Source organism: Thermodesulfobacterium thermophilum DSM 1276, assembly GCF_000421605.1.
Taxonomy (GTDB): Bacteria; Desulfobacterota; Thermodesulfobacteria; order Thermodesulfobacteriales; family Thermodesulfobacteriaceae; genus Thermodesulfobacterium; species Thermodesulfobacterium thermophilum.
Genome location: NZ_ATXI01000001.1, coordinates 124,217 through 143,823 on the forward strand (window position 1 = coordinate 124,217; position 19,607 = coordinate 143,823).

The window sequence follows — 19,607 nt, forward strand, 5'->3', positions numbered from 1 at the left end:
AATAAAAAAATAACAGGCTAACGGCTAAAAAAACTTTTATAAGCCCGATAGCACATAAAAAGATCTGCTTTATGAGCCACCTCGAAGGGAGAATGCATAGAAAGTAAAGGTGGTCCTGCATCCACCACATCCATCCCATAAGAAGCAAAATACTTAGCTACTGTACCTCCGCCTCCTTCATCTACCTTTCCCATAGAAACTACTTGATAAACCACTCCTTCTTCATCCCAAGTTTTCAAAAGTTCTGCCAAAAACTCGGCATGAGCTTCGTTAGCCATATACTTTCCGCCATGTCCTGTATACCTGTTTACCGCTATCCCAAAACCCATCTTAGCATCGTTTAGTTTATCATGTACCTCGACATAATTAGGGTCTATACCTGCGGTAACGTCTGCAGAAATAGCCTTGGTGTTAGCCATAACCTCAAAAAACACATCAGGAGTAGGAGATAACCCCTGTTTCTTGATAAGCTCATACACAAACCTTTCAAAAACCCTGCTTTTAGCAGAAGTATTTCCTTCTGAACCTATTTCTTCTCTATCCATGAAAAGTAAAACATTCGTATATTCAGGCTCTTCTACCTCTAAAAAGGCCTTAAGAGAGGTAAATGCGCAGATACGATCGTCTTGGCCATAACCTCCTATAAACGCCTTGTCTATCCCTACCTCTCTTGCCCTGCCAGCAGGAACGATATAAAGTTCTGCCGAAACAAAGTCTTCCTCCCTTATGCCATGGGTTTGATATAAAAGCTTTAAACAGTTAAGTTTAATCCTTTCTTTGATTTCCTTTTCTTCCTCAAGCTTCTCCAAGGGAATGCCTCCAAAAAGAACGTTTAACTTTTCCCCTACGATAGCCTCGGAAAGTTTTTTTTCTGTCTGAACTTTTCTTGAAAGATGGGGAAGAAGGTCACAGATGGTGAAAACAGGGTCATCTTCCTTCTCTCCTAACACTATCTTAACCAAACTACCGTCTTTTTTAGCCACAACCCCATGTAAACTTAAAGGTTGAGCTACCCAGTGGTATTTTTTGATACCCCCATAATAATGGGTTTTTAAAAAAACCATTTCTGTGTCCTCAAAAAGAGGATGTAACTTAAGGTCAAGCCTGGGGGTGTCTATATGGCTGACAACTATCTTTAAACCCTCAGTTATTTTTTTCTTACCAAAATTCCAGGCAAAAAGAAGCTTATTTTTGTAGACTACCCATCCCTTTTTGGATTCTTTATCAAAAAAGCCCTTTTTTTCCAAAAGAGTTAAAGCCTTTTCTATGGTTTCTCTTTCAGTCTTAGCCTCGGAAAGAAACTCTATGTACTCCTTACTTAGAACTTCAACTTGGTTTTTCTCTTCTTCTTTTAAAACATCAAACACATGTTTAGGTTTCCAAACTAAACCCTCTAAAAACTCAGAATTTTTTTTAGAACTACCTTTTTTCCTCGCCATAAGCCTTCCCCTTTTTTCTGAGAATATGATTTTAGTTTAAACTTTTTGAGGGTTTTGTCAATTTTTTAGCCACTGCTTGAGCTACGGCCCTTACCACTCTTTTATCAAATATACTGGGGATTATATAATCCTCCTTTAATTCATCTTCCTTTATAACATAAGCAATCGCTTTTGCAGCCTCTATAAAAACCTCTTCATCCACCTTTTTAGCCTTAGCCTCAAGTAATCCCTTAAAAAGCCCAGGGAAGGCTAAAGCGTTGTTGATCTGATTAGGATAGTCTGAACGTCCAGTAGCCAACACCCTGACCAAAGGTAACGCAATTTCAGGAGAAATTTCAGGGTCAGGATTGGCTAAAGCAAAAACTACTCTATCCTGAGCCATAGCCTTTAAGTCTTCAGGTTTAAGAATGTTTGGAGCTGAAAGGCCAATAAAAACATCAGCCCCTACTAACACCTCTGAAAGTGTACCTTTTAACCTTTCCGGGTTAGTAAGGGAAGCAATTTCTTCTTTATAAGGATTCATTCTTTCTTTTCTTCCCTGATAAATAGCCCCATATGAATCGCATAAAATAAGATTTTTGACCCCATATTTTAAAAGTAGCCTTGCCGTTCCGATGGCAGAGGCCCCAGCACCTGAAATTACTATCTTCATATCCCTTAAACTTTTTCCTAACAACCTTTCTACATTAATAAGACCTGCTAAAACCACGATAGCTGTGCCATGCTGGTCGTCGTGAACCACAGGCACCTCAAGCTCTTGCCACAATCTCTTTTCTATTTCAAAACATCTTGGGGCAGAAATATCTTCCAAGTTTATTCCACCAAACACCAAAGCAACCTGTTTTACCACCTCAACAAATTCATCTATATCTTGGGTAGACACAGCTAAAGGGAAGGCATCTAATCCTGCAAATTCTTTAAAAAGCATACATTTACCTTCCATAACTGGTAAAGAAGCAAGAGGCCCTATATTACCCAACCCTAAAACCGCTGATCCGTCGGTAATAACCGCAATGGTATGACCTTTAATAGTATATCTATAAATCTCTTCTGGATGATCTTTCAGATGTAAACAAACCTTGGCCACTCCTGGGGTATAAACTTCAGCCAAGGTATTCTGGTCTTTTATCTGAACCCTATTAACTATCTCTATTTTTCCTCCTTCATGCAACTCAAAGGTCTTATCTATAACCTTTAGCACCCTTATATCTTTTAGCTCTTTAAGCGCCTTGATGATTTGCTGACGTTGTCTTTCCTCCAAACAGATTATTTCTATCTCTCTTATTACCTTCTCCTTAGAAACTTTAAATAAACTTGAACTTCCTATCTCACATCCATACCTATTCAAACATCCTACTATTTCTCCAAATTTTCCTAACAAGTTAGGCATTTCAAGTTTTACCCTAAAAGAAAAACCTGAAAAACAAACCCTATCCAAATTTTTGGTCATTTTTTTCATAAGAACTCCCTTCTAAGAGATTAAACAGAATTCTTTTGATAGGCTTTAAACGGTTTAAGGTCAAGGATAGGGGTTCCATCAAACATATCGATTCCTTTTACCTTGACCTTATTGCCTGAAACTTCTAACACCTCTAAAACCGAAAGACCTATAGGATTAGGTCTTATAGGAGAACAGGTGCTAAAAACCCCTTTTAATTCTTGACTGTGTGGAGGCTTTTGTAAAAGTTTTTCAGGGGTAAAGGGAGGTGACTTATGAAATACAAAAAGTACTACTATCTTATCTCCTTTTTTAAAGTCCCTTAATCCCTCTTGGTATTCAGGTTTTATCTCTAAATAACCTTCTATTTCTGAAATAGACCAATGACGAGGTATCTCTTTAGCTTCAGTTCTTACATAGCCTATAGGATGAAATATATACTCTTCCATTTTTTTCTCCTAAGAATAAATAAAATGTAACAGAGGGGACACCCCCTGTTAATCACAACATCGTTTACCAATTTAATATACCAGAAAATAACCTACTGAGAAGTGGAATTTCCAGGCACACCTTTCTTGAGGGTCTCTTTTTGCTGCTGTTTTAAAGCTTTATGCTCCCTAATCCTTGATTTTTCACGAGCTCTTTCCCTGACCTGTTTTCCAAAACCTTTTTTAGCTTCCTCTCCTTTAAGTTGTTTGGTAGCATTGCTAACCTCTTTTCCTATCCCAGCCCCCTGATAAGGCTTAGGACCAGCAGGCCCTCCTTTAGGACCCTGAGCATATCCTAAAGAAACCCCTAACAAAGAAACTCCTGCTAACAAGGCTATTAGCTTTCTCATCTCCCCACCTCCTATAACTTGTCTTTTTATTTTATTATATCAAAAAGCATACCTAAAAGTTATTTGCCTCTTAACCCTAAAAGACCTAAGATTTTAAAAATTCAACCTCAAAACCTGAAGGAACATTTTTCAAACTTTGCATTTTTTGCAAATAGTCCTAAACTTTTAAAACTTTCAATTTTTAACCAAAAAATAAACCTTTTTTCTTACTGTTAATATCTTTAACTTGTTAAACTCTTTCTCGTTAAAACCTAAAGAGTCAAACCTTTTTTTAGAAATCAGAATCCATCTATCTTTAAGTTTTGAGACCACATCTGGATTGCAATTTTTAAGATATATAAAATCTAAAGCCTGATATCTATATTTTCCGTAGTAAATCAAATGATGAGGAGTTTCCTCGCAAAGATATATCACCTCATTTTTTCCTACGGTTAAAATAAGGTTTTTGGCTGCTTTTCTAAAATAATCAAACTTTTCCTTATGGTAAGAATAATAAAAGGCAGCATAGGCCTGTTTTATAAAAAACACACAAAAAACTAAAAACCAAAAAACGCCTTTATACGTAACTTCTTTACGAAATCGAAATCCAAAAAATATGCCTCCAGACATCAATAAAATGGTAGTTAAAAAAGCTTCCCAATAATAAAAACCTTTAAACATAAGATACGCTAAAAAAGAAAGGCTAAGAAAAACGCAGAACCAAGGTAAAAAGCGGATACAAATTTTACCTATCTTAGAAATCATCCTTTGTTTTTCTAAAATCAAGTATAAAAAAACCGTAGAAGAAACAAAAACCAAACCCCCTACTCCAGGAAGCATATATCTTAGCCTTGCACCTAAGCAAAAAAGATGAAACAAATATGAAAAAACAAACAGGAAAAGAGAGAAAAGGACCAACTTAAAAAAATTAGGATGCTTATCAAGAAAACTTTTAAAAGACTCTTTTTCTTTTAAAACAAGAAAGGAAAAGAGCCAAGGGGCATATCCTATAAGAAAATCAAGGGTAAAGGCCTCAAAATGTTGAGTTAAAGAAACCTCTGCCCCAGATACTGCTCCCTGATATTCTCCTAACCAGGCCTTAAAAAGGGTTATATCAAAACCCAAACTAACTAAAAGCCATGTTATAAAAATTCCCAAGGTAATCCCTATACCTAAAAAATGGGGAATAGAAAAAAGTTCTTTAACTCTTTTAAAGTAAAGTAGATAAGGTATCCAGGCTAAATAAAAGAAAAGCAGAGCATGGAAAGTTTTGGTGAGCACAGCAAGTCCCATAAAAATGCCCCATAAAACAAATCCAACCATTATTCGTTTTTCTATCTCATAAAAATAAAACCAGGAAAAAAGGCTTGTTGAGACTAAAAAGGTGTAAAAACCGTCTATCTCGGCCCTTATAGCTTTATCTATGACCTCTGGTGTGGTTAAAAAAATCAGACCTGGAAGCCCCAAAACAACCCAAGAAATGTTTTTTTGTTCGACAATCTCTTCTTTTTTTAAAATTTTTATCCATATCCAGGTAAAAACCAAAGAAGTAAAAATTAAACTCACAGCAGAACTGGTTCTGGCTGTCCATTCTGAGAAGTCTTTAAAAAGATAAAACCAAAGAGCAAGAAACCAGTTATAGCCTGGTGGTTTTAGAAAATAAAAAGTATCGAAAAGCTTAGGAAATAAAAAGTCTTTGGTTTCAAGCATCTGCAAAGCAATTAAGACTCTCCTCCCCTCTTCTCCTTGCAACTCCTTTTCTCCTATAAAAGGCAAATAAAGAGCCCCTCCAAAAACAACCAAAAATAAAGCTATTTTAAAAAAGGCTTTATTTTTCATAAAAACCTCTTAAACTTATAAAAATACTACTTTTTTGTTTGAATCACAACCTTATAGTAGAGGATTTTTATGAAAAAGGAAAGGTTGATTTTAGTTTTGTTGGTTTTAGCTCTTTTACTGATTTTTTGGAATTTAGGAGAGAGACCTTTTTTTGGGGTAGAGGGAAGATGGGCTGAAGCAGCAAGAGAAATGGTGCTTAGAGATTCCTGGTTTGTTCCAACCATCAACTTTGAACCTCATGTAACCAAACCCCTCATCCCTTTTTGGCTCATAAAAATTTCTGGGATGATTTTTCAAGGTTTTAATGAGTTTACGGTAAGACTACCAGGGGCTTTGATCGCTTTAGTAAGTTTGGTTGTTTTCTATATAGGTGTAACCCCTCTTTTTTCTTATCCTTGGAACCTTATAGCCTCTGGCCTTTTACTTACTTCCGTAGGTTTTTTAGAGTTTTCTCGTTTAGCCCAGTCTGAAATCTATCAACTTTTTGGCATCATCACAGCCCTTGCCTTTTACATTCATTTTAGAGATAAAAAGAGCTTTTTAGGATACTTAGGATTTTTTGGTGGTATGGTGATAGGGGGATTATCAAAGGGAGTAACCTCTTTTGCGGTGTTATTGACCTTGCCTTTGATAGATGCCATCATCGAAAAAAGATTCTATCATGTAAACTGGAAATCTATCTTAGCAGGAACCATAGCGTTAGGACTTTATTTTTTACCTTATTACTTAACAGCTCAAGAACTGAAAAGTCAAATCCCCTTTTATCTATGGATAAGAGAAAACTTACAACAGGCAGTAAACCCTTATGACAACCTTAGACCCTTTTACATCTATTTCTTATATTGGCCTATATGGGTAGCACCCTGGTCACTTTTTCTTTTTGCTGCTCTCGTGAAGTTTATCAAAAAATTTAAAAAATTATCAAAGGAAGAAAGGCTTTTCTTTTTAACCTCTATTTTCATTTTTCTTGTTTTTACCATAGCCAAAGCCAGAAGAGGTTATTATCTTCTCCCAATTCTACCTTTTTCTATAATTCTTATTACTTATTATTTAAAAAATCATGCTGACTGGTTTTTGTTAAAACTTTATCGATTAGTTGAACATTGTTTAGTGTTTTTACCTTTGATATCTCTTTTAATTTTACCCTTTTTAAAGTTATCCCTTTCTTATACCTTGAGTTTAAGCCTGATCTTAGGCTTTTTGTTCCAAGTTATAGTATTCTTTCTTTTTAAAAAAGAAGATTTTTTCAAAACCATCCTACACTTTGCGATAGTTGAGTGGTTAGTCTTTACCGTAATTATACCCTGTTATGCTAAAAGTTCAGAAAAAGAGGCAGGTTTGTTTATAAACTATTTACTTTCTAAAAATCCAAAAGCAACCCTATGTCAGGTTAACAACCCTGTAGCTAACGTCTATTTTTATGCCCATATCCCAAAGAAGGTAGAAGCTTTTACCTCTTCTCAAACCTGTGACGTTATAATTATAAGAAAAGCACTTCCTAAAGAAATAGAAAACCTATCTCTTAAAGAATACAAAATTATAACTTTTAAGGCTCAAAAAGACCCCTCAAAAACCTACTTTATTTTCTATCGAAATTTTAAATAATCCTCTATCAGCTTTCTTGCTTCTTTGTAGTCTTTTATCCAAAAAAGTTTAAAATAAAGCCTTTTGCAGTCCTCAAAATCTAAAAGTTCTACCAATTTTATGGCATGAAGTTCTTCCTTAAGATGAGGAAAGGGATTTTCTTCATGGGGAAGAAGCTCTTCCTTAGGTATGATTTTTATATAAACCAGAGACCTTGCAGCAAGAAGATTTTCTGTTTTTGGGTTTTCTTTGCGGTTAAAGATGTATCTTAAGGTCAAAAGTTCTCCAGGAGGAAAGACGTAGGGTTTACCGACAAGAGGTTTTAAAACCTTCTGTAGTAAAAAAAACTGATAAACCTTACAAAAATCTGATGTCTTTAATTGCAAAAGTTTTTTAAAATAAAGGTGTATAGTTCCAGCCTCTACATATACCTTTTTTAATCCCTGTTTCAAACTTACAAGCACTTTTAAAATCGCCTCAACCCTCAGTTGATCTCTTAGTCTAAACCTTTCAGCATCTGCCTTAGAAAAATCCTTTACACTTTCAACGATTTTTTCGAAATCACCGGTTAAAGAAACTTCATAAAACCTGAGAAGTTTTCCTATCGCATTTTTTTCTGTCTCTGCTATCCTCTCTAAAAGAACTTCATCTGTTGGCTGGTAAGGAACGATCCCTTCCGCCCTTTGTTGTAAAATCTTGACCCCCTCTAAATAAGGCTCTATCTGAAAAATTTTCTTTCCCTGTTGATGAAAATTTTTGAGCAGTTTAAGGGTCTGTTTTTCAAACTCTGGGAACCAAAACTCTTCGTTTAAAACATAATCCTCTTCAGAAATTTTACCTTCAAGAACTAACCTAAAATTTTCATTAGGTGGCTCTTCAAGAAAGATAACTTCAGCACTTTCCATAAAGTCCTTAGCAAATGGAAGGACTTCTATCCTATGGGTTGAAAAACCGACTATGATTTCTATTTTTTGAGAAGAATTCATCTGAAAAGGATTTACTCTACCACCTTAACAATACGCCTCCAAAGGTGAAACCTCCTCCAAAGGCAACAAGTAAGACTAAATCTCCTTCCTTAAGGCCCCCTTTCTTTTCTGCTTCGTAGAGGGCTATAGGAATGCTGGCTGCTGAAGTATTTCCATATTTATCGATGTTTACAAAGACCTTTTCTTTAGGAAGGTTTAGTCTATCTCTAAGATATTCTATAATTCTTAAGTTTGCCTGATGAGGTACCAAAAGGTCTAAGTCTTCCTTAGAAAAACCGTTTCTTTCAAGTAACTCCAACGCTAACCTTTCCATTACCCTGGTAGCAAATTTAAACACTTCTCTTCCTTGCATTTTGATGTAATATTCTTCCTTAGGTAACCTGTCATCAAATGGAGGAAAAGCACTTCCCCCTCCTTTTAAGGTAAGTAAAGGCCACTGGCTACCGTCTGCCCCAAGGATAAAATCGATAATTCCTTTTTGGGAAGGTTTAGGACTTTTTCCTACCACAGCAGCACCTGCTCCGTCTCCTAAAAGCACACAAATGCTTCTATCTTGCCAGTTGGTTTTTCTAGAAAGGGCTTCAGCCCCTAATACCAACACTTTACATTCAGGGTTTACCTTTACAAACTGGTCAGCTATACTTAAAGCATAAACAAAACCGGAACAGGTAGCAGAAAGATCAAAGGCACCAGCTCTTGAAGCACCTAACCCTTCTTGAACCAGCACCGCAAGAGAAGGAATGAGATAGTCTGGGGTTACGGTTGCACAAATGATAAGGTTTAAATCCTCTGGAGAAATCCCTGCTCTTTCTAACGCTTCTTTAGATGCTTTGATAGCATATTGACTGATGTTTTCTCCATCTTCTAAAATATGTCTTTCTTTTATTCCTGTCCTTTCTGTAATCCAGGCATCTGAGGTTTCAACCATCTTTTCGAGGTCATGATTGGTAAGCACCTTAGGAGGAACTGCCATCCCCATACCTAAAATCGTCGACCTAACAACGTTTAAGCACACTCCTTTTCCTCCTCGATCAAGTTGTCTTTGATGGCACTCTCCAATTTTTCAACCAGATTGATTTTTATAGTATTTACCGCTACCCTGATAGCATTTTTGATAGCCAAGGCATCAGACCTTCCATGAGCGATGATTACGTTACCTTTAACCCCTAAAAGTGGAGCCCCTCCATATTCTCTCCAGTCAGCCTTTTTCTTAAATCCATCTATAGCCTTTTTAGCCATAAAAAGACCTAAAAAAGAAACCACCGACTTTTTTACCTCGTTTTTTAACATCTCTAAGATAACCTCAGCCAACCCCTCTGAAAGCTTAAGACAAATGTTTCCTATAAAACCATCGCATACTACCACATCTACTTCTCCGCGATAGATATCTCTACTTTCGATATTACCTACATAATTGAGATTAGAATTTTTAAAAAGCTGATGTGCCTTTTTGACCAAAAGGTTACCTTTTCCTGACTCTTCGCCGATAGATAAAAGTGCTATCTTGGGATTAGGTCTATCCCATACCTTTTCTAAAAAAACCTTTCCCATAATACCAAACTGAAAAAGGTCTATGGGCTTTGAATCTACATTAGCCCCTACATCTATCAACACAAAAGGCTCTTTAACCGTAGGAAGAAGGGTAGCGATAGCCGGACGTCTCACCCCTTCTATCCTTCCTAAAATAAAAATACTCCCTGCAGCTACAGCCCCTGAATTTCCAGCAGAAACAAAAGCACCAGCCTCCTTTGACTTTAAAAGTTCTATACCCTTGAAGATAGAAGCCTCTCGCTTCTTTCTTAGAGCATCTCCTGGACTTTCATCCATTTCTACCACTTCTTCAGCAAAAACCACAGAAACCCTTGGCTTTCCTACATAGGTTTTTAAAACCTCTTCCCTCCCTACCAAGATAAGCTCTAACTCGGGGATCTCCTGAAGGGCAAGGTCTGCACCTCTAAGAATCTGGGAAGGGGCAAAATCCCCTCCCATTACATCCAAGACTACCTTATACATAGGTTAAACAATCAAAAACTAAGAAGATTCTTTTTCTAAAACCTGTTTACTTTTGTAATACCCACAGCTTGGACAAACTCTGTGAGGAAGTTTAGCAGATTTACACCTTGGACACACAGAAAAAGAAGGAGCTTCTAAATGCTTATGAGCCCTCCTCATTCCTCTTCTTGACCTTGAAGTCTTTCGCTTAGGTACAGCCATGTTACTTACCTCCTCTTTTTTCCAAACTCTCCTTTTCTATCATCTGCTTTAATACCGCAAAAGGACTTTCTTTTTTATATACCCCACAACTGCAACTTCTTTCATTAAGGTTAACCCCACAATATGAACAAAGTCCCTTACAGCTTTCTTTACAAAGCTTCTTGTAAGGAATAGATAACCAGATCTCCTCTCTTAATATGTCATAAAAAGAAATCCAAGAGTTTTCAAAAAAACTTACCTCCATCTCCTCATCTGAAAGCTCTTTTTCCTCATCAAAATTAAGAGATCTTAACGGCTTTAAATCTAAAGCAAAAGAATGCTCTAGATCAAACTCAAACTCTGTTAAACATCTATCACATTCTAAAACCAAAGAACCACTTACAAAGCCTTCTAATTTTACCTCAATACCTAATTTTTTCAATTTAAAAAATCCAAAAAGAGGTTTTTTTATCTTAAATCCCTCTAAAACCTTAACGTCAGAAAATTCGACTTTTAAACCTTCTAACGGGATGTCTTCTAAACTAATACCCCAATTCTTAAGTTCTTCCATGTTTTACTAAACCTTTCTTAGTTTGTTTTAAAATACCTCTAAATCTAAAAAAGTCAAAGGGTTATTTTAGTCACCCTACAACCTTCTCATGGGCACCTTTTGGGAAAGATTAAGCCCTATAGAAACCTGACTCTAGACCAGATATTTAAGGTAAAGACCACCTACCAAAGGAATCCAGAGGTTGTCTCTCTTGGTTAAAAGCTCTATAAAAGCAAGAAGAGAGATTAAACCAAAATACTGAAAGGTTACCACCCCTTTAAACACAAAAACAATCAAAAGAGACATCAAAAAAAATGCTATCCCTCCCTCTAAAGTCTTTCCCTGAAATATTTTCTTTTTCCCTAAATAAAAACCTACCAAAGAGGCTATCGGGTCAGCCAAGGTTAAAATCAAAAGCACCAAACGAAAATCTTCCTTCCCTACCAAATAATAAAGGCAAGTAGTTCCAACCAAATAAAACCAACCATCACTTATCCTGTAAAATTCCTCTTTCTTAAGAAGTGGAGTCCAAAACCCTTTCAAAGGAAGATAATCATAAAAAAAGAGTCTTAAAACTTCAAAAACAGAGTTTAAAATAACCAGACTTACTAAAAGAAGGCCTAATAGGTGATAAGAAACAACATAAGACAGCCCAAAAAGTAGAAAACCAAAACCTAAATGGAATGCCTTTCTATAAAAGTTCATTCCCACTCGATCGTAGCTGGAGGTTTAGAAGAAATATCGTAAACCACCCTGTTAACCCCTTTTACCTCGTTTATAATCCGGTTCGAAAGTCTTTCTAACAGATCATAAGGTAATTTTACCCAGTCAGCAGTCATAGCATCTTGACTTTCCACACATCTAATCGCTACTACATATTCATAGGTTCTTGCATCTCCCATAACCCCTACCGTCTTTACCGGCAAAAGAACCGCAAAGCTTTGCCAGACCTTATAATACCAACCTGAGTTAAGCATCTCTTCTGTAACTATCGCGTCAGCCTCTCTTAAAATATCCAGTTTTTCTTCAGAGATTTCTCCGATTATCCTGATAGCAAGACCTGGGCCTGGAAAAGGTTGTCTCCAGATGATATGTTTAGGTAAACCTAAGAGTTCTGCTATCTTTCTTACCTCATCCTTAAAAAGCTCTCGCAAAGGTTCTATCAACTTAAGGTGCATCCTTTCAGGCAAACCACCTACGTTATGATGGGACTTGATAGTAGCAGAAGGCCCTTTAAAAGAAACACTTTCAATTACATCCGGATATAAAGTCCCTTGAGCAAGATAAACCACGTTATCAAACTTTTTGGCTTCTTTTTCAAACACCTCTATAAAGGTTTCTCCTATAATCTTTCTTTTTTTCTCTGGATCTTCAACCCCCTTTAGTCTCTCCAGAAAAAGAGAGCTTGCGTCTACATAATCTACTTTAAGCCCTAAATTTTTCATCAAAGATAAAACTTCTTCTGGTTCGTTTTTTCTTAAAACTCCGTTGTTTACAAAAATGGGTATCAACCTATCTCCTATGGCTTTATGGACTAAAAGCGCTGTTACGGTAGAGTCTATCCCTCCGGAAAGGGCACAGATTACCTTTTCATCTTCTTTAACTAGATTTTTAATATCTTCTACGGTTTTTTCTATAAAAGAAGGCATACTCCAGTCAGCCGTACAACCACAAACCTCAAACACAAAGTTTCTTAACACATCTTGGCCTATCTCTGTATGAACTACCTCTGGATGGAACTGAACACCATAGATAGGTTTTTCTATATGGGCTACCGCAGCAAAAGGGGTATTTTCTGTCTCAGCCAACACATAAAAACCCTCTGGTAAAACCTCAATCTTATCACTATGACTCATCCATACCTTATATATCTCACCCTTTTTTAATCCTTTAAAAAGGGCATTTTCTTCTATTATTTTAATATAAGCAGGACCAAATTCTCGTTTTGCACTTCGTTCTACTTTTCCCTCTAAAAGATAACTTATCAACTGTAATCCATAGCAAATACCTAAAACCGGAATCCCTAATTCAAAAATCTCAACAGATATCATAGGTGCATCTTCATCATAAACACTGCTTGGACCTCCTGAAAGAATGATCCCTGAAGGGTTAAAACCTTTTATCTCCTCCAAAGACACAAAACAAGGTTTTATCTCACTATAAACCCCTAATTCTCTAATCCTTCTGGCAATAAGCTGGGTAGTCTGAGAACCAAAATCAAGAACTAATATTTTATGTATCATCTTCCAACCCTCAACTTTCTTAAGATACCTATTCCTCCTATCAACATCAAAATCAAGACCCCTATGGCTAATATCTCAAAAAGATAATATTTAAAACGCTCTGGGTCAAAAGAAGAGGTATGAGCTATCTCAAAACCTACGATCAAAAGTCTTCGAACTAAAGCAATAATTCCTACCAGTAAAAAAGACTCTAAGCATTTAAGCTTATATTCTTCTCCAAAAATTACCTGCAGAGTATAAAAAACCTCCAGAAACATCATGGCTATCAAAAATTTATCTAATACCCCGATAATTCCCTCTGTAAAATTAACGTAAGAAGGAATGTCCAAAATACCCTTAAACCCGTAAAAAATGATAAAACCTGTGGCGATCAGTATTCCTAAACCTATCAATATATAAAGAACTCTTTCAAACTTCACAAAAAATTCTTGCACATAATAGTTCCATCGTTCTAAGCTCATCTTAGACCACTGTCTGTGAGTTATAAAGGGTCATCGTCTTCAACAGACCCTTATAAAGGAGGTCTTCTAAAGCAGCTACCGCTAACTCGAGTACTTTCTTTACCTTATCTTTTTCTTCTTCTTTAAATGGGCTTAGCACAAACTTAACAACGTCTTTATCTTCAGGTTTACCTATTCCTAACTTCATCCTTGGGAAATCAGAAGAACCTAAACACTCTATAATCGAAAGCATGCCTTTATGTCCACCAGCTCCCCCCTTAGGTAAAAGCTTTAATTTCCCTAAAGGGAGGTCCATATCATCATAGATTACCAAAAGATTGTTTAACGGTATTCGTTCTTTTAACACCCACTTCTTAACCGCTTTACCAGAAAGGTTCATGTAAGTTTGGGGTTTAACCAAAATTGCTTTATCTTTATAAAAAGCTACCTCACTTTCCATTTCTTTATAAAATTTAAACTTAAGCCTATGTTTTTCAGTAAAGGCCTCTAAAACTAAAAACCCAAAATTGTGCCTTGTTTCTTTATACTCCTCTCCAGGATTACCTAACCCGCAAAAAAGCCACATCTTAACTATTCAGATTCCTCTGTAGAAGCCCCCTCTTCTTCCCCACCTTCAGCTACGATGGTAATCACGGTATCCTCAGGATTATCTAAGACTTTTACTCCTTCAGGAACTCTTATATCTTTCACATGTAAAACGTCTCCTAAATCTAAGTTAGATATTTCTACCTGGATTTTATCAGGGATGTTAGAAGGAAGACACTCTACCGTAAGGTCATGCATAAAAATTTCGATTACTCCACCTTTAGTAAGCCCTACTGGACGTCCTACAAACTCTAAAGGTACGTCTATACTTACGGTTTCTCCCTCTTTAATCGCTACAAAATCAAGATGAATAATCTTGTCGGTAACAGGATGGAGTTGATAATCTTTTAAAATTGCCTGTATTCTCTGATTTTCTCCGTTTTGAACCTCCAAGTTAAAAAGTAAGGTTTCACCTTTGTATTTATGCAAAATACTTTCAAGTTCGTTAGCTTTTACCGAGATAGAAACTGGATCAAAATTATGTCCATAGACTATAGCTGGTATCAAACCTTGTTTACGCAACTTTTTAGCACATTCCTTACCGGTTTTGTCTCTTTTAACCGCGGATAAACTCACCTGCCTCATTGTATCTCCTCCTCCTTTTAATTAACAAAATTTTATACAAAAAGGGAACTTATAGACTCATCTGTATTTATTCTTCTTATAGCTTCTGCCAATAAACCCGCCAAAGAAAGAACCTTTATCTTACCTATAGCCTTTGCTTCCTCTCTTAACGGTATGGTATCACTTACCCAAAGAGCTTTCAACGAAGAATTAGCAATCCTTTCTAAAGCCTTACCAGAAAGTACAGGATGGGTTGCCATTCCATAAACCTCTAAAGCTCCTCTTTCTATGATAGCATCAGCTGCTTGACACATAGTACCAGCTGTATCTACCATATCGTCTATGATGATGGCTATTTTATCCTTTACTTCTCCTATAATATGCATGACAGCACTTTCATTAGGACGTTCTCTTCTTTTATCTATGATAGCGATAGAGGCTTCCAGTCTTTTGGCATATTCTCTTGCCCTCTCTACCCCACCGGCATCAGGAGAAACGATAACTAAGTCTTTTCCTGAAAAATTCTCCTTGATGTGCTTTAAAAAAACCGGCAAGGCATAAAGATGATCTACAGGTATGTCAAAAAAACCTTGGATCTGTCCAGCATGAAGGTCAACAGTTAAAACTCTTCTTGCCCCTGCTACGACTATCAAATTAGCTACTAACTTGGCTGAAATAGGAGTTCTTGGAGCTGTTTTTCTATCCTGCCTTGCATATCCATAATAAGGAATAACCGCAGTAATCCTTCTTGCTGAAGCCCTACGAGCTGCATCTATCATGACAAGAAGTTCCATCAAATTTTCGTTTACAGGTGGACAAGTAGGTTGGATGATAAAAACATCAGCCCCTCTTATGTTATCTTTAATCTCAACAAAAATCTCTCCATCACTAAAACGCTTTACTACCGCTTTACCTAAAGGAATGTTTAAAAAACTACAAATCTTTTCTGCCAACTCTGGATTAGCATTCCCAGAAAGCACACAAATCCCTTTAAAGTTATATCCTCCCATCTTGCTCCCCTAACCTACTCCAAATTTTGAACTAAAAATATTTTGGCTTCCTTAAACGTTCTTTTTAAGGATTCATAAACATAAAAAGGAAGTTCCTTTTCAAAAACCCCAAAAACTGTTGGACCTGTGCCACTAAGACTAACGGCACAGCATCCAAAATTTTTAAGGTTAGCTTCAAGTTCTCCTAAAAACGGAAACTTCTCAAAAACTAAAGCCTTAAAATCATTTATAAGTCCCTGAGGATGTCTCCAGGGAGGGACTTCGGTAGAATAATAAACAGGATTTTTTGAATTTGTCAATCCTAAATTTTGATAAGCCCACTTGGTGCTTATTTCAAAGTTAGGACAAATAAGTAGATACCAAGCTCGAAAAGAAGGATAAGGCATTAAGACCTCTCCTATGCCTTCACCTATAGCTGCAACATAAGGACTTAAAAAAAAAGGCACATCTGCCCCTAAACTCTTAGCTATTCTATACAATGACGGATCTTCCTGGTCTATACCATAAATATAGGCTAAACCTTTAAGTATGGTAGCAGCATTACTACTTCCCCCTCCTAAGCCAGCTCCCATGGGGATAGTCTTTTTTACCCTTATATGGTGTTTTTCGTTAATCCTAAAAGTTTCTTTAAATTTCATATAAGCCTTATAAACTAAATTTTCTTCCAGAGGAATATTGCCTTTGTCAGAAACAAAATCTAACCTAAAATCTAAGGTCCCTCTTTTGATTTCTATCTCATCAAAAAGGTCTATTTTCTGAAAAATCGTATAAAGATTATGGTATCCATCCTCTCTCCGACTTATCACTTGCAAAACTAAGTTTAGCTTTGCTGGAGATAAAAAGAGATATTTTTTCATAAAGATAGGACCTTTAATCTGAAACTTTCAAAAATTTTAGTTTTAGCTCATAAAGCATAGCATTAATCAAACGTTCTTCGTCTAAAGTAAGATTACCTTTAGTTTTTTCTTTTAGCATCTCAATCGTATCTATAGTTTGTTTAGCTAAAAGAAGGTTTACCTCTTTTTTGTTGGTTAAGGGGTTTGGAAGCTCTCCCAAATGGATAAGGGCAGCAGTGTTTAGAGAAAGGATAAACGTACTAAAGGTAATTAAGTTTGAAAAGAGGTCATCCTGCTCTTTACCCATTTTATCCTTTCTCCTTCTTTTTGGTAATTACATATTCAGTCTGAGTTGCATATCCTGTTTTTACTGCCTTTCTTTCAGAAAGAAGGTCGGAGAGTTTTTTTACCCTTTCTGAAGGATGAAACTCTTTGGCTTTTTCCAAAAAACGACGTGCCTCCCCTACCTTACCGTCTATCAAATAATCTCTGGCTCTTTTAAGGATAGACACCTCTCTTTGAGATTTTTGAGATATCCTGTCTTGAAACCCAAAGATAGAAGGAAGTTTCATTACCTCTAAACTTCCACATTTAGGACATGGAGGATAGTCTTCATCTATCCTCTGTAAACTCTCAAAAACTTCTCCACACATTTCACATCTAAACTCATAAATCGGCATAGTTTAATTATAATATCTATTTTTAAGTTTACAACATAAAAAACCTTGAGAAAAATATAACCTAAGCTATACTGAAAGAAAGATGAAGATCGATAGAGAAACTTTTTATCATAAAGTAGGGCTTTTTATTTCCCTTCTTTTAGCTTTTCTTATCATCGCTGGATTTGTCTATCTGTTAAGCCCTCTTTTTTCTATAATTTGCTGGGCTGGTATCATTGCTTTTTTTATATATCCTTGCTATCAAAAAATCTATCAAAAACTTAAACGTAAAAATCTATCTTCTTTTATAGTTCTCTTTTTTCTAATCCTATTTGTAATAGGACCTTTTTCAGCCATCCTTTTTAACCTCTACCAGCAGATCCTTTCTATCTTAGACTGGGTTAAACCTATTGCCAACCAGAGCCTTTATGATTTTGTCGAACAACTAAAAAAATACCCTAAAATCTATGCCTTTTTTACTAAACTATTATATTATATACAACCTTATCTTCCTCAAATCCAAGAAAAAATCACTCAAGCAATATCCTCTATCCTTCAGGCAGGGGTTTTTTCTATAACCAATTTAGCTAAATTCTTATTTTCCTTTGGGTTTCAGTTAGCTTTTACCATCCTTACTTTACATTATTTTTTGATAGACGGAGAAAAAGTGATTCAAGAAATAGTCAGCCTTATACCTGGTAAAAACCAAGAAAAACAAAAAATGTTACAAAGAATTGGTTTGATTTTAAAAGGAGTCTTATACGGCAACGTTCTTACTGCTTTTATCCAGGGAATTTTAGCCTTTTTTATCTATTCTGTCCTGGGAATACCCCATAATCTTTTCTGGGCCTTTCTTACAATGTTAGCCTCTTTCATTCCAGCCTTCGGAACTTTCCTTATTTGGGGACCTTTGGTTGCCTATCTATTCTTGGTAGGAAGTTATATAAAAGCGGTGATCCTTTTGGTTTTTTGTGGAGTTATCATTTCTAACTTGGACAACTTCCTAAAACCCTTTTTAATCGGTGGAAAAACTAAAATCCACAACCTTCTCATCTTCTTTTCAGTGCTTGGAGGGATCGTAAAATTTGGTGTGTTAGGAATCTTTTTAGGGCCTATTATCTTAGCACTTTTTCTCTCGATCATAGACATCTACAAAACTCACTTGATTAACCACTTAGATAGCTTCACCTATCCTGATCAAAGTGAATAGCCTATGCCTGAACTTCCTGAAGTAGAAACTATAAGAGATCAACTAAAACCAAAGCTTTTACATCAAAAACTGGTTAAAATCGAGATATTAGACCCAGGATTTACTAAAAAAATATCTTTTGAAAGTGCACTTAGCATAGAAGGAGAAAAACTTTTAGACATAAAAAGAAGGGGGAAATATCTTTTGTTTGTTTTTGAGAAAAAAGGTCTTTTATGGCACCTTGGTTTGACTGGAAGCTTAATTCTCTTAAAACACTGTCTTAACCAACCACCCTATAAATTTCTAAGACTGCTCCTAAAATTTGAAAACGAAATCTTGGGATACTTTGACATAAGAAAGTTTGGGAAAATAAAAACCTTTGCCCTACCCCATTTTCCTAAAGAGATAGAAAATTTAGGAGAAGATGCGTTAGAAATAAAACAAGAAAAATTTGCTTCTATCCTTCAAGGTTCTTCAAAACCGATTAAATCCTTGCTTTTAGACCAAACAAAAATTGCAGGACTTGGAAATATCTATGTAGACGAAGCCCTTTTTAGGGCTGGAATACATCCTTTAAGAAAAGCCTGTTCGCTTAGCCATAAAGAGGTAGCGAAGCTTTACCATACCATTAAAATGCTCCTTAGAAGGGCTATAGAATTGAGGGGTTCTTCGATAAAAAATTATTTAGATGCCTTTGGACAAGAAGGCAAGTTTCAAGAAGAACATCTGGTTTACGGCAAAAAAGGGCAAAAATGTCCTTTTTGTGGAAAACCTTTTCAATACCTAAAACTCAATCAAAGAGGGACCACCTTCTGTCAAACCTGCCAATCTTAAAAAAAGCGACAAAAACTTGGGTTTTACCCTTGACAAAAAAAGAATAATCTTTTATAAAATTGAAAAATAAGAAAATTCTTCTAAAGGAGGGAATTATGAACAAGGCAGACCTCGTAAAAAGGATGGCAGAGATCGCAGAAGTACCTAAGTCTACTGCTGAAAAGCTCTTAGACGCTTTTATGGAAGCTGTAGAAGAAGCAGTTTCAAAAGGAGACAAAGTAGTATTGGTTGGTTTTGGAACCTTTCAAGTGTTAAAAAGAGCTGAAAGAGAAGGAAGAAACCCCAGAACAGGCAAACCTATCAAAATCCCTGCTAAAAAGGTGGTTAAGTTTAAGCCAGGCAAAAAATTAGAAGATGCCGCTTCTAAAGCATAAAAAGGT

The 19,607-nt window shown here is 36.1% G+C and carries 23 protein-coding genes; 4 read left to right on the top strand and 19 right to left on the bottom strand.

The genetic code is table 11. The features are described 5' to 3' along the window. Window positions 1-17: 17 nt before the first annotated feature. The 5 genes from H529_RS0100670 to H529_RS0100695 form a co-directional block, all read right to left on the bottom strand. On the bottom strand, window positions 18-1,439 hold the full coding sequence (locus H529_RS0100670; RefSeq protein WP_022854654.1) for an aminopeptidase: 1,422 nt from the start codon (window positions 1,437-1,439) through the stop codon (window positions 18-20). 31 nt (window positions 1,440-1,470) lie between these two features. Next, window positions 1,471-2,898: an NAD-dependent malic enzyme gene (locus tag H529_RS0100675; protein WP_022854655.1), complete on the bottom strand. Its 1,428-nt coding sequence runs from the start codon at window positions 2,896-2,898 to the stop codon at window positions 1,471-1,473. A gap of 20 nt (window positions 2,899-2,918) precedes the next feature. Next, the gene (tsaA, locus tag H529_RS0100680; protein WP_022854656.1) at window positions 2,919-3,326 is read right to left on the bottom strand and encodes a tRNA (N6-threonylcarbamoyladenosine(37)-N6)-methyltransferase TrmO; all 408 of its coding nucleotides are present in this window, start codon (window positions 3,324-3,326) and stop codon (window positions 2,919-2,921) included. Window positions 3,327-3,418: 92 nt separating this feature from the next. After that, on the bottom strand, window positions 3,419-3,715 hold the full coding sequence (locus H529_RS0100685; protein WP_022854657.1) for a hypothetical protein: 297 nt from the start codon (window positions 3,713-3,715) through the stop codon (window positions 3,419-3,421). A 174-nt stretch (window positions 3,716-3,889) separates the two neighbouring features. Further along, a complete protein-coding gene (locus H529_RS0100695) occupies window positions 3,890-5,533 on the bottom strand; it encodes an ArnT family glycosyltransferase (RefSeq protein ID WP_022854659.1) in 1,644 nt (547 codons plus the stop codon). A 69-nt stretch (window positions 5,534-5,602) separates the two neighbouring features. Here H529_RS0100695 and H529_RS0100700 point away from each other — a divergent pair, with 69 nt between their 5' ends. Beyond that, window positions 5,603-7,138 (top strand): ArnT family glycosyltransferase, encoded by a 1,536-nt coding sequence (locus H529_RS0100700; protein ID WP_022854660.1) that lies wholly within the window; start codon window positions 5,603-5,605, stop codon window positions 7,136-7,138. Here H529_RS0100700 and H529_RS0100705 read toward each other — a convergent pair. The 14 genes from H529_RS0100705 to H529_RS0100770 form a co-directional block, all read right to left on the bottom strand. After that, entirely contained in the window at window positions 7,120-8,103 is a 984-nt protein-coding gene (locus H529_RS0100705; protein WP_022854661.1) for a hypothetical protein, read from the bottom strand. The genes H529_RS0100700 and H529_RS0100705 overlap by 19 nt on opposite strands. A gap of 16 nt (window positions 8,104-8,119) precedes the next feature. Next, on the bottom strand, window positions 8,120-9,118 hold the full coding sequence (locus tag H529_RS0100710) for a beta-ketoacyl-ACP synthase III (RefSeq protein ID WP_022854662.1): 999 nt from the start codon (window positions 9,116-9,118) through the stop codon (window positions 8,120-8,122). Continuing rightward, complete coding sequence (gene plsX / locus H529_RS0100715) at window positions 9,109-10,116, bottom strand: phosphate acyltransferase PlsX (RefSeq protein ID WP_022854663.1); 1,008 nt, start codon at window positions 10,114-10,116, stop codon at window positions 9,109-9,111. The genes H529_RS0100710 and plsX overlap by 10 nt, the downstream gene beginning before the upstream one ends. Window positions 10,117-10,134: 18 nt before the next feature. Beyond that, window positions 10,135-10,317: a 50S ribosomal protein L32 gene (gene rpmF / locus H529_RS0100720; protein WP_022854664.1), complete on the bottom strand. Its 183-nt coding sequence runs from the start codon at window positions 10,315-10,317 to the stop codon at window positions 10,135-10,137. Window position 10,318: 1 nt separating this feature from the next. Beyond that, window positions 10,319-10,867: a YceD family protein gene (locus tag H529_RS11080; RefSeq protein WP_022854665.1), complete on the bottom strand. Its 549-nt coding sequence runs from the start codon at window positions 10,865-10,867 to the stop codon at window positions 10,319-10,321. Between the two features lie 132 nt (window positions 10,868-10,999). After that, window positions 11,000-11,551, bottom strand: a complete 552-nt coding sequence (locus H529_RS0100730; protein WP_022854666.1) for a hypothetical protein — start codon at window positions 11,549-11,551, stop codon at window positions 11,000-11,002. Continuing rightward, window positions 11,548-13,089, bottom strand: coding sequence for a glutamine-hydrolyzing GMP synthase (gene guaA / locus H529_RS0100735; protein WP_022854667.1), 1,542 nt, complete (start codon window positions 13,087-13,089; stop codon window positions 11,548-11,550). Before guaA ends, H529_RS0100730 begins: the two co-directional genes overlap by 4 nt. Further along, the gene (locus tag H529_RS0100740; protein WP_022854668.1) at window positions 13,086-13,550 is read right to left on the bottom strand and encodes a phosphate-starvation-inducible PsiE family protein; all 465 of its coding nucleotides are present in this window, start codon (window positions 13,548-13,550) and stop codon (window positions 13,086-13,088) included. The genes guaA and H529_RS0100740 overlap by 4 nt, the downstream gene beginning before the upstream one ends. 1 nt (window position 13,551) lies before the next feature. After that, window positions 13,552-14,115, bottom strand: coding sequence for an aminoacyl-tRNA hydrolase (pth, locus tag H529_RS0100745; RefSeq protein ID WP_022854669.1), 564 nt, complete (start codon window positions 14,113-14,115; stop codon window positions 13,552-13,554). 5 nt (window positions 14,116-14,120) lie between these two features. Further along, a complete protein-coding gene (locus tag H529_RS0100750; RefSeq protein WP_022854670.1) occupies window positions 14,121-14,720 on the bottom strand; it encodes a 50S ribosomal protein L25/general stress protein Ctc in 600 nt (199 codons plus the stop codon). A 32-nt stretch (window positions 14,721-14,752) separates the two neighbouring features. After that, the gene (locus H529_RS0100755; protein WP_022854671.1) at window positions 14,753-15,709 is read right to left on the bottom strand and encodes a ribose-phosphate pyrophosphokinase; all 957 of its coding nucleotides are present in this window, start codon (window positions 15,707-15,709) and stop codon (window positions 14,753-14,755) included. Between the two features lie 14 nt (window positions 15,710-15,723). Further along, window positions 15,724-16,566 (bottom strand): 4-(cytidine 5'-diphospho)-2-C-methyl-D-erythritol kinase, encoded by an 843-nt coding sequence (gene ispE / locus H529_RS09575; RefSeq protein ID WP_022854672.1) that lies wholly within the window; start codon window positions 16,564-16,566, stop codon window positions 15,724-15,726. A 13-nt stretch (window positions 16,567-16,579) separates the two neighbouring features. Next, window positions 16,580-16,852, bottom strand: coding sequence for a DUF1844 domain-containing protein (locus tag H529_RS0100765; protein WP_022854673.1), 273 nt, complete (start codon window positions 16,850-16,852; stop codon window positions 16,580-16,582). Window position 16,853: 1 nt separating this feature from the next. Further along, a complete protein-coding gene (locus tag H529_RS0100770; RefSeq protein WP_022854674.1) occupies window positions 16,854-17,225 on the bottom strand; it encodes an FmdB family zinc ribbon protein in 372 nt (123 codons plus the stop codon). Between the two features lie 82 nt (window positions 17,226-17,307). On the opposite strand from H529_RS0100770, the gene H529_RS11085 reads away from it, so the two are divergent. The 3 genes from H529_RS11085 to H529_RS0100785 all read left to right on the top strand — a co-directional run bounded on the left by H529_RS11085 (window position 17,308) and on the right by H529_RS0100785 (window position 19,601). Then, window positions 17,308-18,414: an AI-2E family transporter gene (locus H529_RS11085; protein WP_022854675.1), complete on the top strand. Its 1,107-nt coding sequence runs from the start codon at window positions 17,308-17,310 to the stop codon at window positions 18,412-18,414. Between the two features lie 3 nt (window positions 18,415-18,417). Continuing rightward, window positions 18,418-19,227, top strand: coding sequence for a bifunctional DNA-formamidopyrimidine glycosylase/DNA-(apurinic or apyrimidinic site) lyase (gene mutM, locus H529_RS0100780; RefSeq protein ID WP_022854676.1), 810 nt, complete (start codon window positions 18,418-18,420; stop codon window positions 19,225-19,227). A gap of 95 nt (window positions 19,228-19,322) precedes the next feature. After that, complete coding sequence (locus H529_RS0100785; protein WP_022854677.1) at window positions 19,323-19,601, top strand: HU family DNA-binding protein; 279 nt, start codon at window positions 19,323-19,325, stop codon at window positions 19,599-19,601. The last annotated feature ends 6 nt before the right edge of the window (window positions 19,602-19,607 follow it).

Excerpts from the sequence above, each read along its gene's own strand:
- H529_RS0100670 (WP_022854654.1), bottom strand. The coding sequence starts at position 1,439 with ATGGCGAGGAAAAAAGGTAGTTCTAAAAAAAATTCTGAGTTTTTAGAG.
- H529_RS0100675 (WP_022854655.1), bottom strand. The coding sequence starts at position 2,898 with ATGAAAAAAATGACCAAAAATTTGGATAGGGTTTGTTTTTCAGGTTTT.
- tsaA (WP_022854656.1), bottom strand. The coding sequence starts at position 3,326 with ATGGAAGAGTATATATTTCATCCTATAGGCTATGTAAGAACTGAAGCT.
- H529_RS0100685 (WP_022854657.1), bottom strand. The coding sequence starts at position 3,715 with ATGAGAAAGCTAATAGCCTTGTTAGCAGGAGTTTCTTTGTTAGGGGTT.
- H529_RS0100695 (WP_022854659.1), bottom strand. The coding sequence starts at position 5,533 with ATGAAAAATAAAGCCTTTTTTAAAATAGCTTTATTTTTGGTTGTTTTT.
- H529_RS0100700 (WP_022854660.1), top strand. The coding sequence starts at position 5,603 with ATGAAAAAGGAAAGGTTGATTTTAGTTTTGTTGGTTTTAGCTCTTTTA.
- H529_RS0100705 (WP_022854661.1), bottom strand. The coding sequence starts at position 8,103 with ATGAATTCTTCTCAAAAAATAGAAATCATAGTCGGTTTTTCAACCCAT.
- plsX (WP_022854663.1), bottom strand. The coding sequence starts at position 10,116 with ATGTATAAGGTAGTCTTGGATGTAATGGGAGGGGATTTTGCCCCTTCC.
- rpmF (WP_022854664.1), bottom strand. The coding sequence starts at position 10,317 with ATGGCTGTACCTAAGCGAAAGACTTCAAGGTCAAGAAGAGGAATGAGG.
- H529_RS11080 (WP_022854665.1), bottom strand. The coding sequence starts at position 10,867 with ATGGAAGAACTTAAGAATTGGGGTATTAGTTTAGAAGACATCCCGTTA.
- H529_RS0100730 (WP_022854666.1), bottom strand. The coding sequence starts at position 11,551 with ATGAACTTTTATAGAAAGGCATTCCATTTAGGTTTTGGTTTTCTACTT.
- guaA (WP_022854667.1), bottom strand. The coding sequence starts at position 13,089 with ATGATACATAAAATATTAGTTCTTGATTTTGGTTCTCAGACTACCCAG.
- H529_RS0100740 (WP_022854668.1), bottom strand. The coding sequence starts at position 13,550 with ATGAGCTTAGAACGATGGAACTATTATGTGCAAGAATTTTTTGTGAAG.
- pth (WP_022854669.1), bottom strand. The coding sequence starts at position 14,115 with ATGTGGCTTTTTTGCGGGTTAGGTAATCCTGGAGAGGAGTATAAAGAA.
- H529_RS0100750 (WP_022854670.1), bottom strand. The coding sequence starts at position 14,720 with ATGAGGCAGGTGAGTTTATCCGCGGTTAAAAGAGACAAAACCGGTAAG.
- H529_RS0100755 (WP_022854671.1), bottom strand. The coding sequence starts at position 15,709 with ATGGGAGGATATAACTTTAAAGGGATTTGTGTGCTTTCTGGGAATGCT.
- ispE (WP_022854672.1), bottom strand. The coding sequence starts at position 16,566 with ATGAAAAAATATCTCTTTTTATCTCCAGCAAAGCTAAACTTAGTTTTG.
- H529_RS0100765 (WP_022854673.1), bottom strand. The coding sequence starts at position 16,852 with ATGGGTAAAGAGCAGGATGACCTCTTTTCAAACTTAATTACCTTTAGT.
- H529_RS0100770 (WP_022854674.1), bottom strand. The coding sequence starts at position 17,225 with ATGCCGATTTATGAGTTTAGATGTGAAATGTGTGGAGAAGTTTTTGAG.
- H529_RS11085 (WP_022854675.1), top strand. The coding sequence starts at position 17,308 with ATGAAGATCGATAGAGAAACTTTTTATCATAAAGTAGGGCTTTTTATT.
- mutM (WP_022854676.1), top strand. The coding sequence starts at position 18,418 with ATGCCTGAACTTCCTGAAGTAGAAACTATAAGAGATCAACTAAAACCA.
- H529_RS0100785 (WP_022854677.1), top strand. The coding sequence starts at position 19,323 with ATGAACAAGGCAGACCTCGTAAAAAGGATGGCAGAGATCGCAGAAGTA.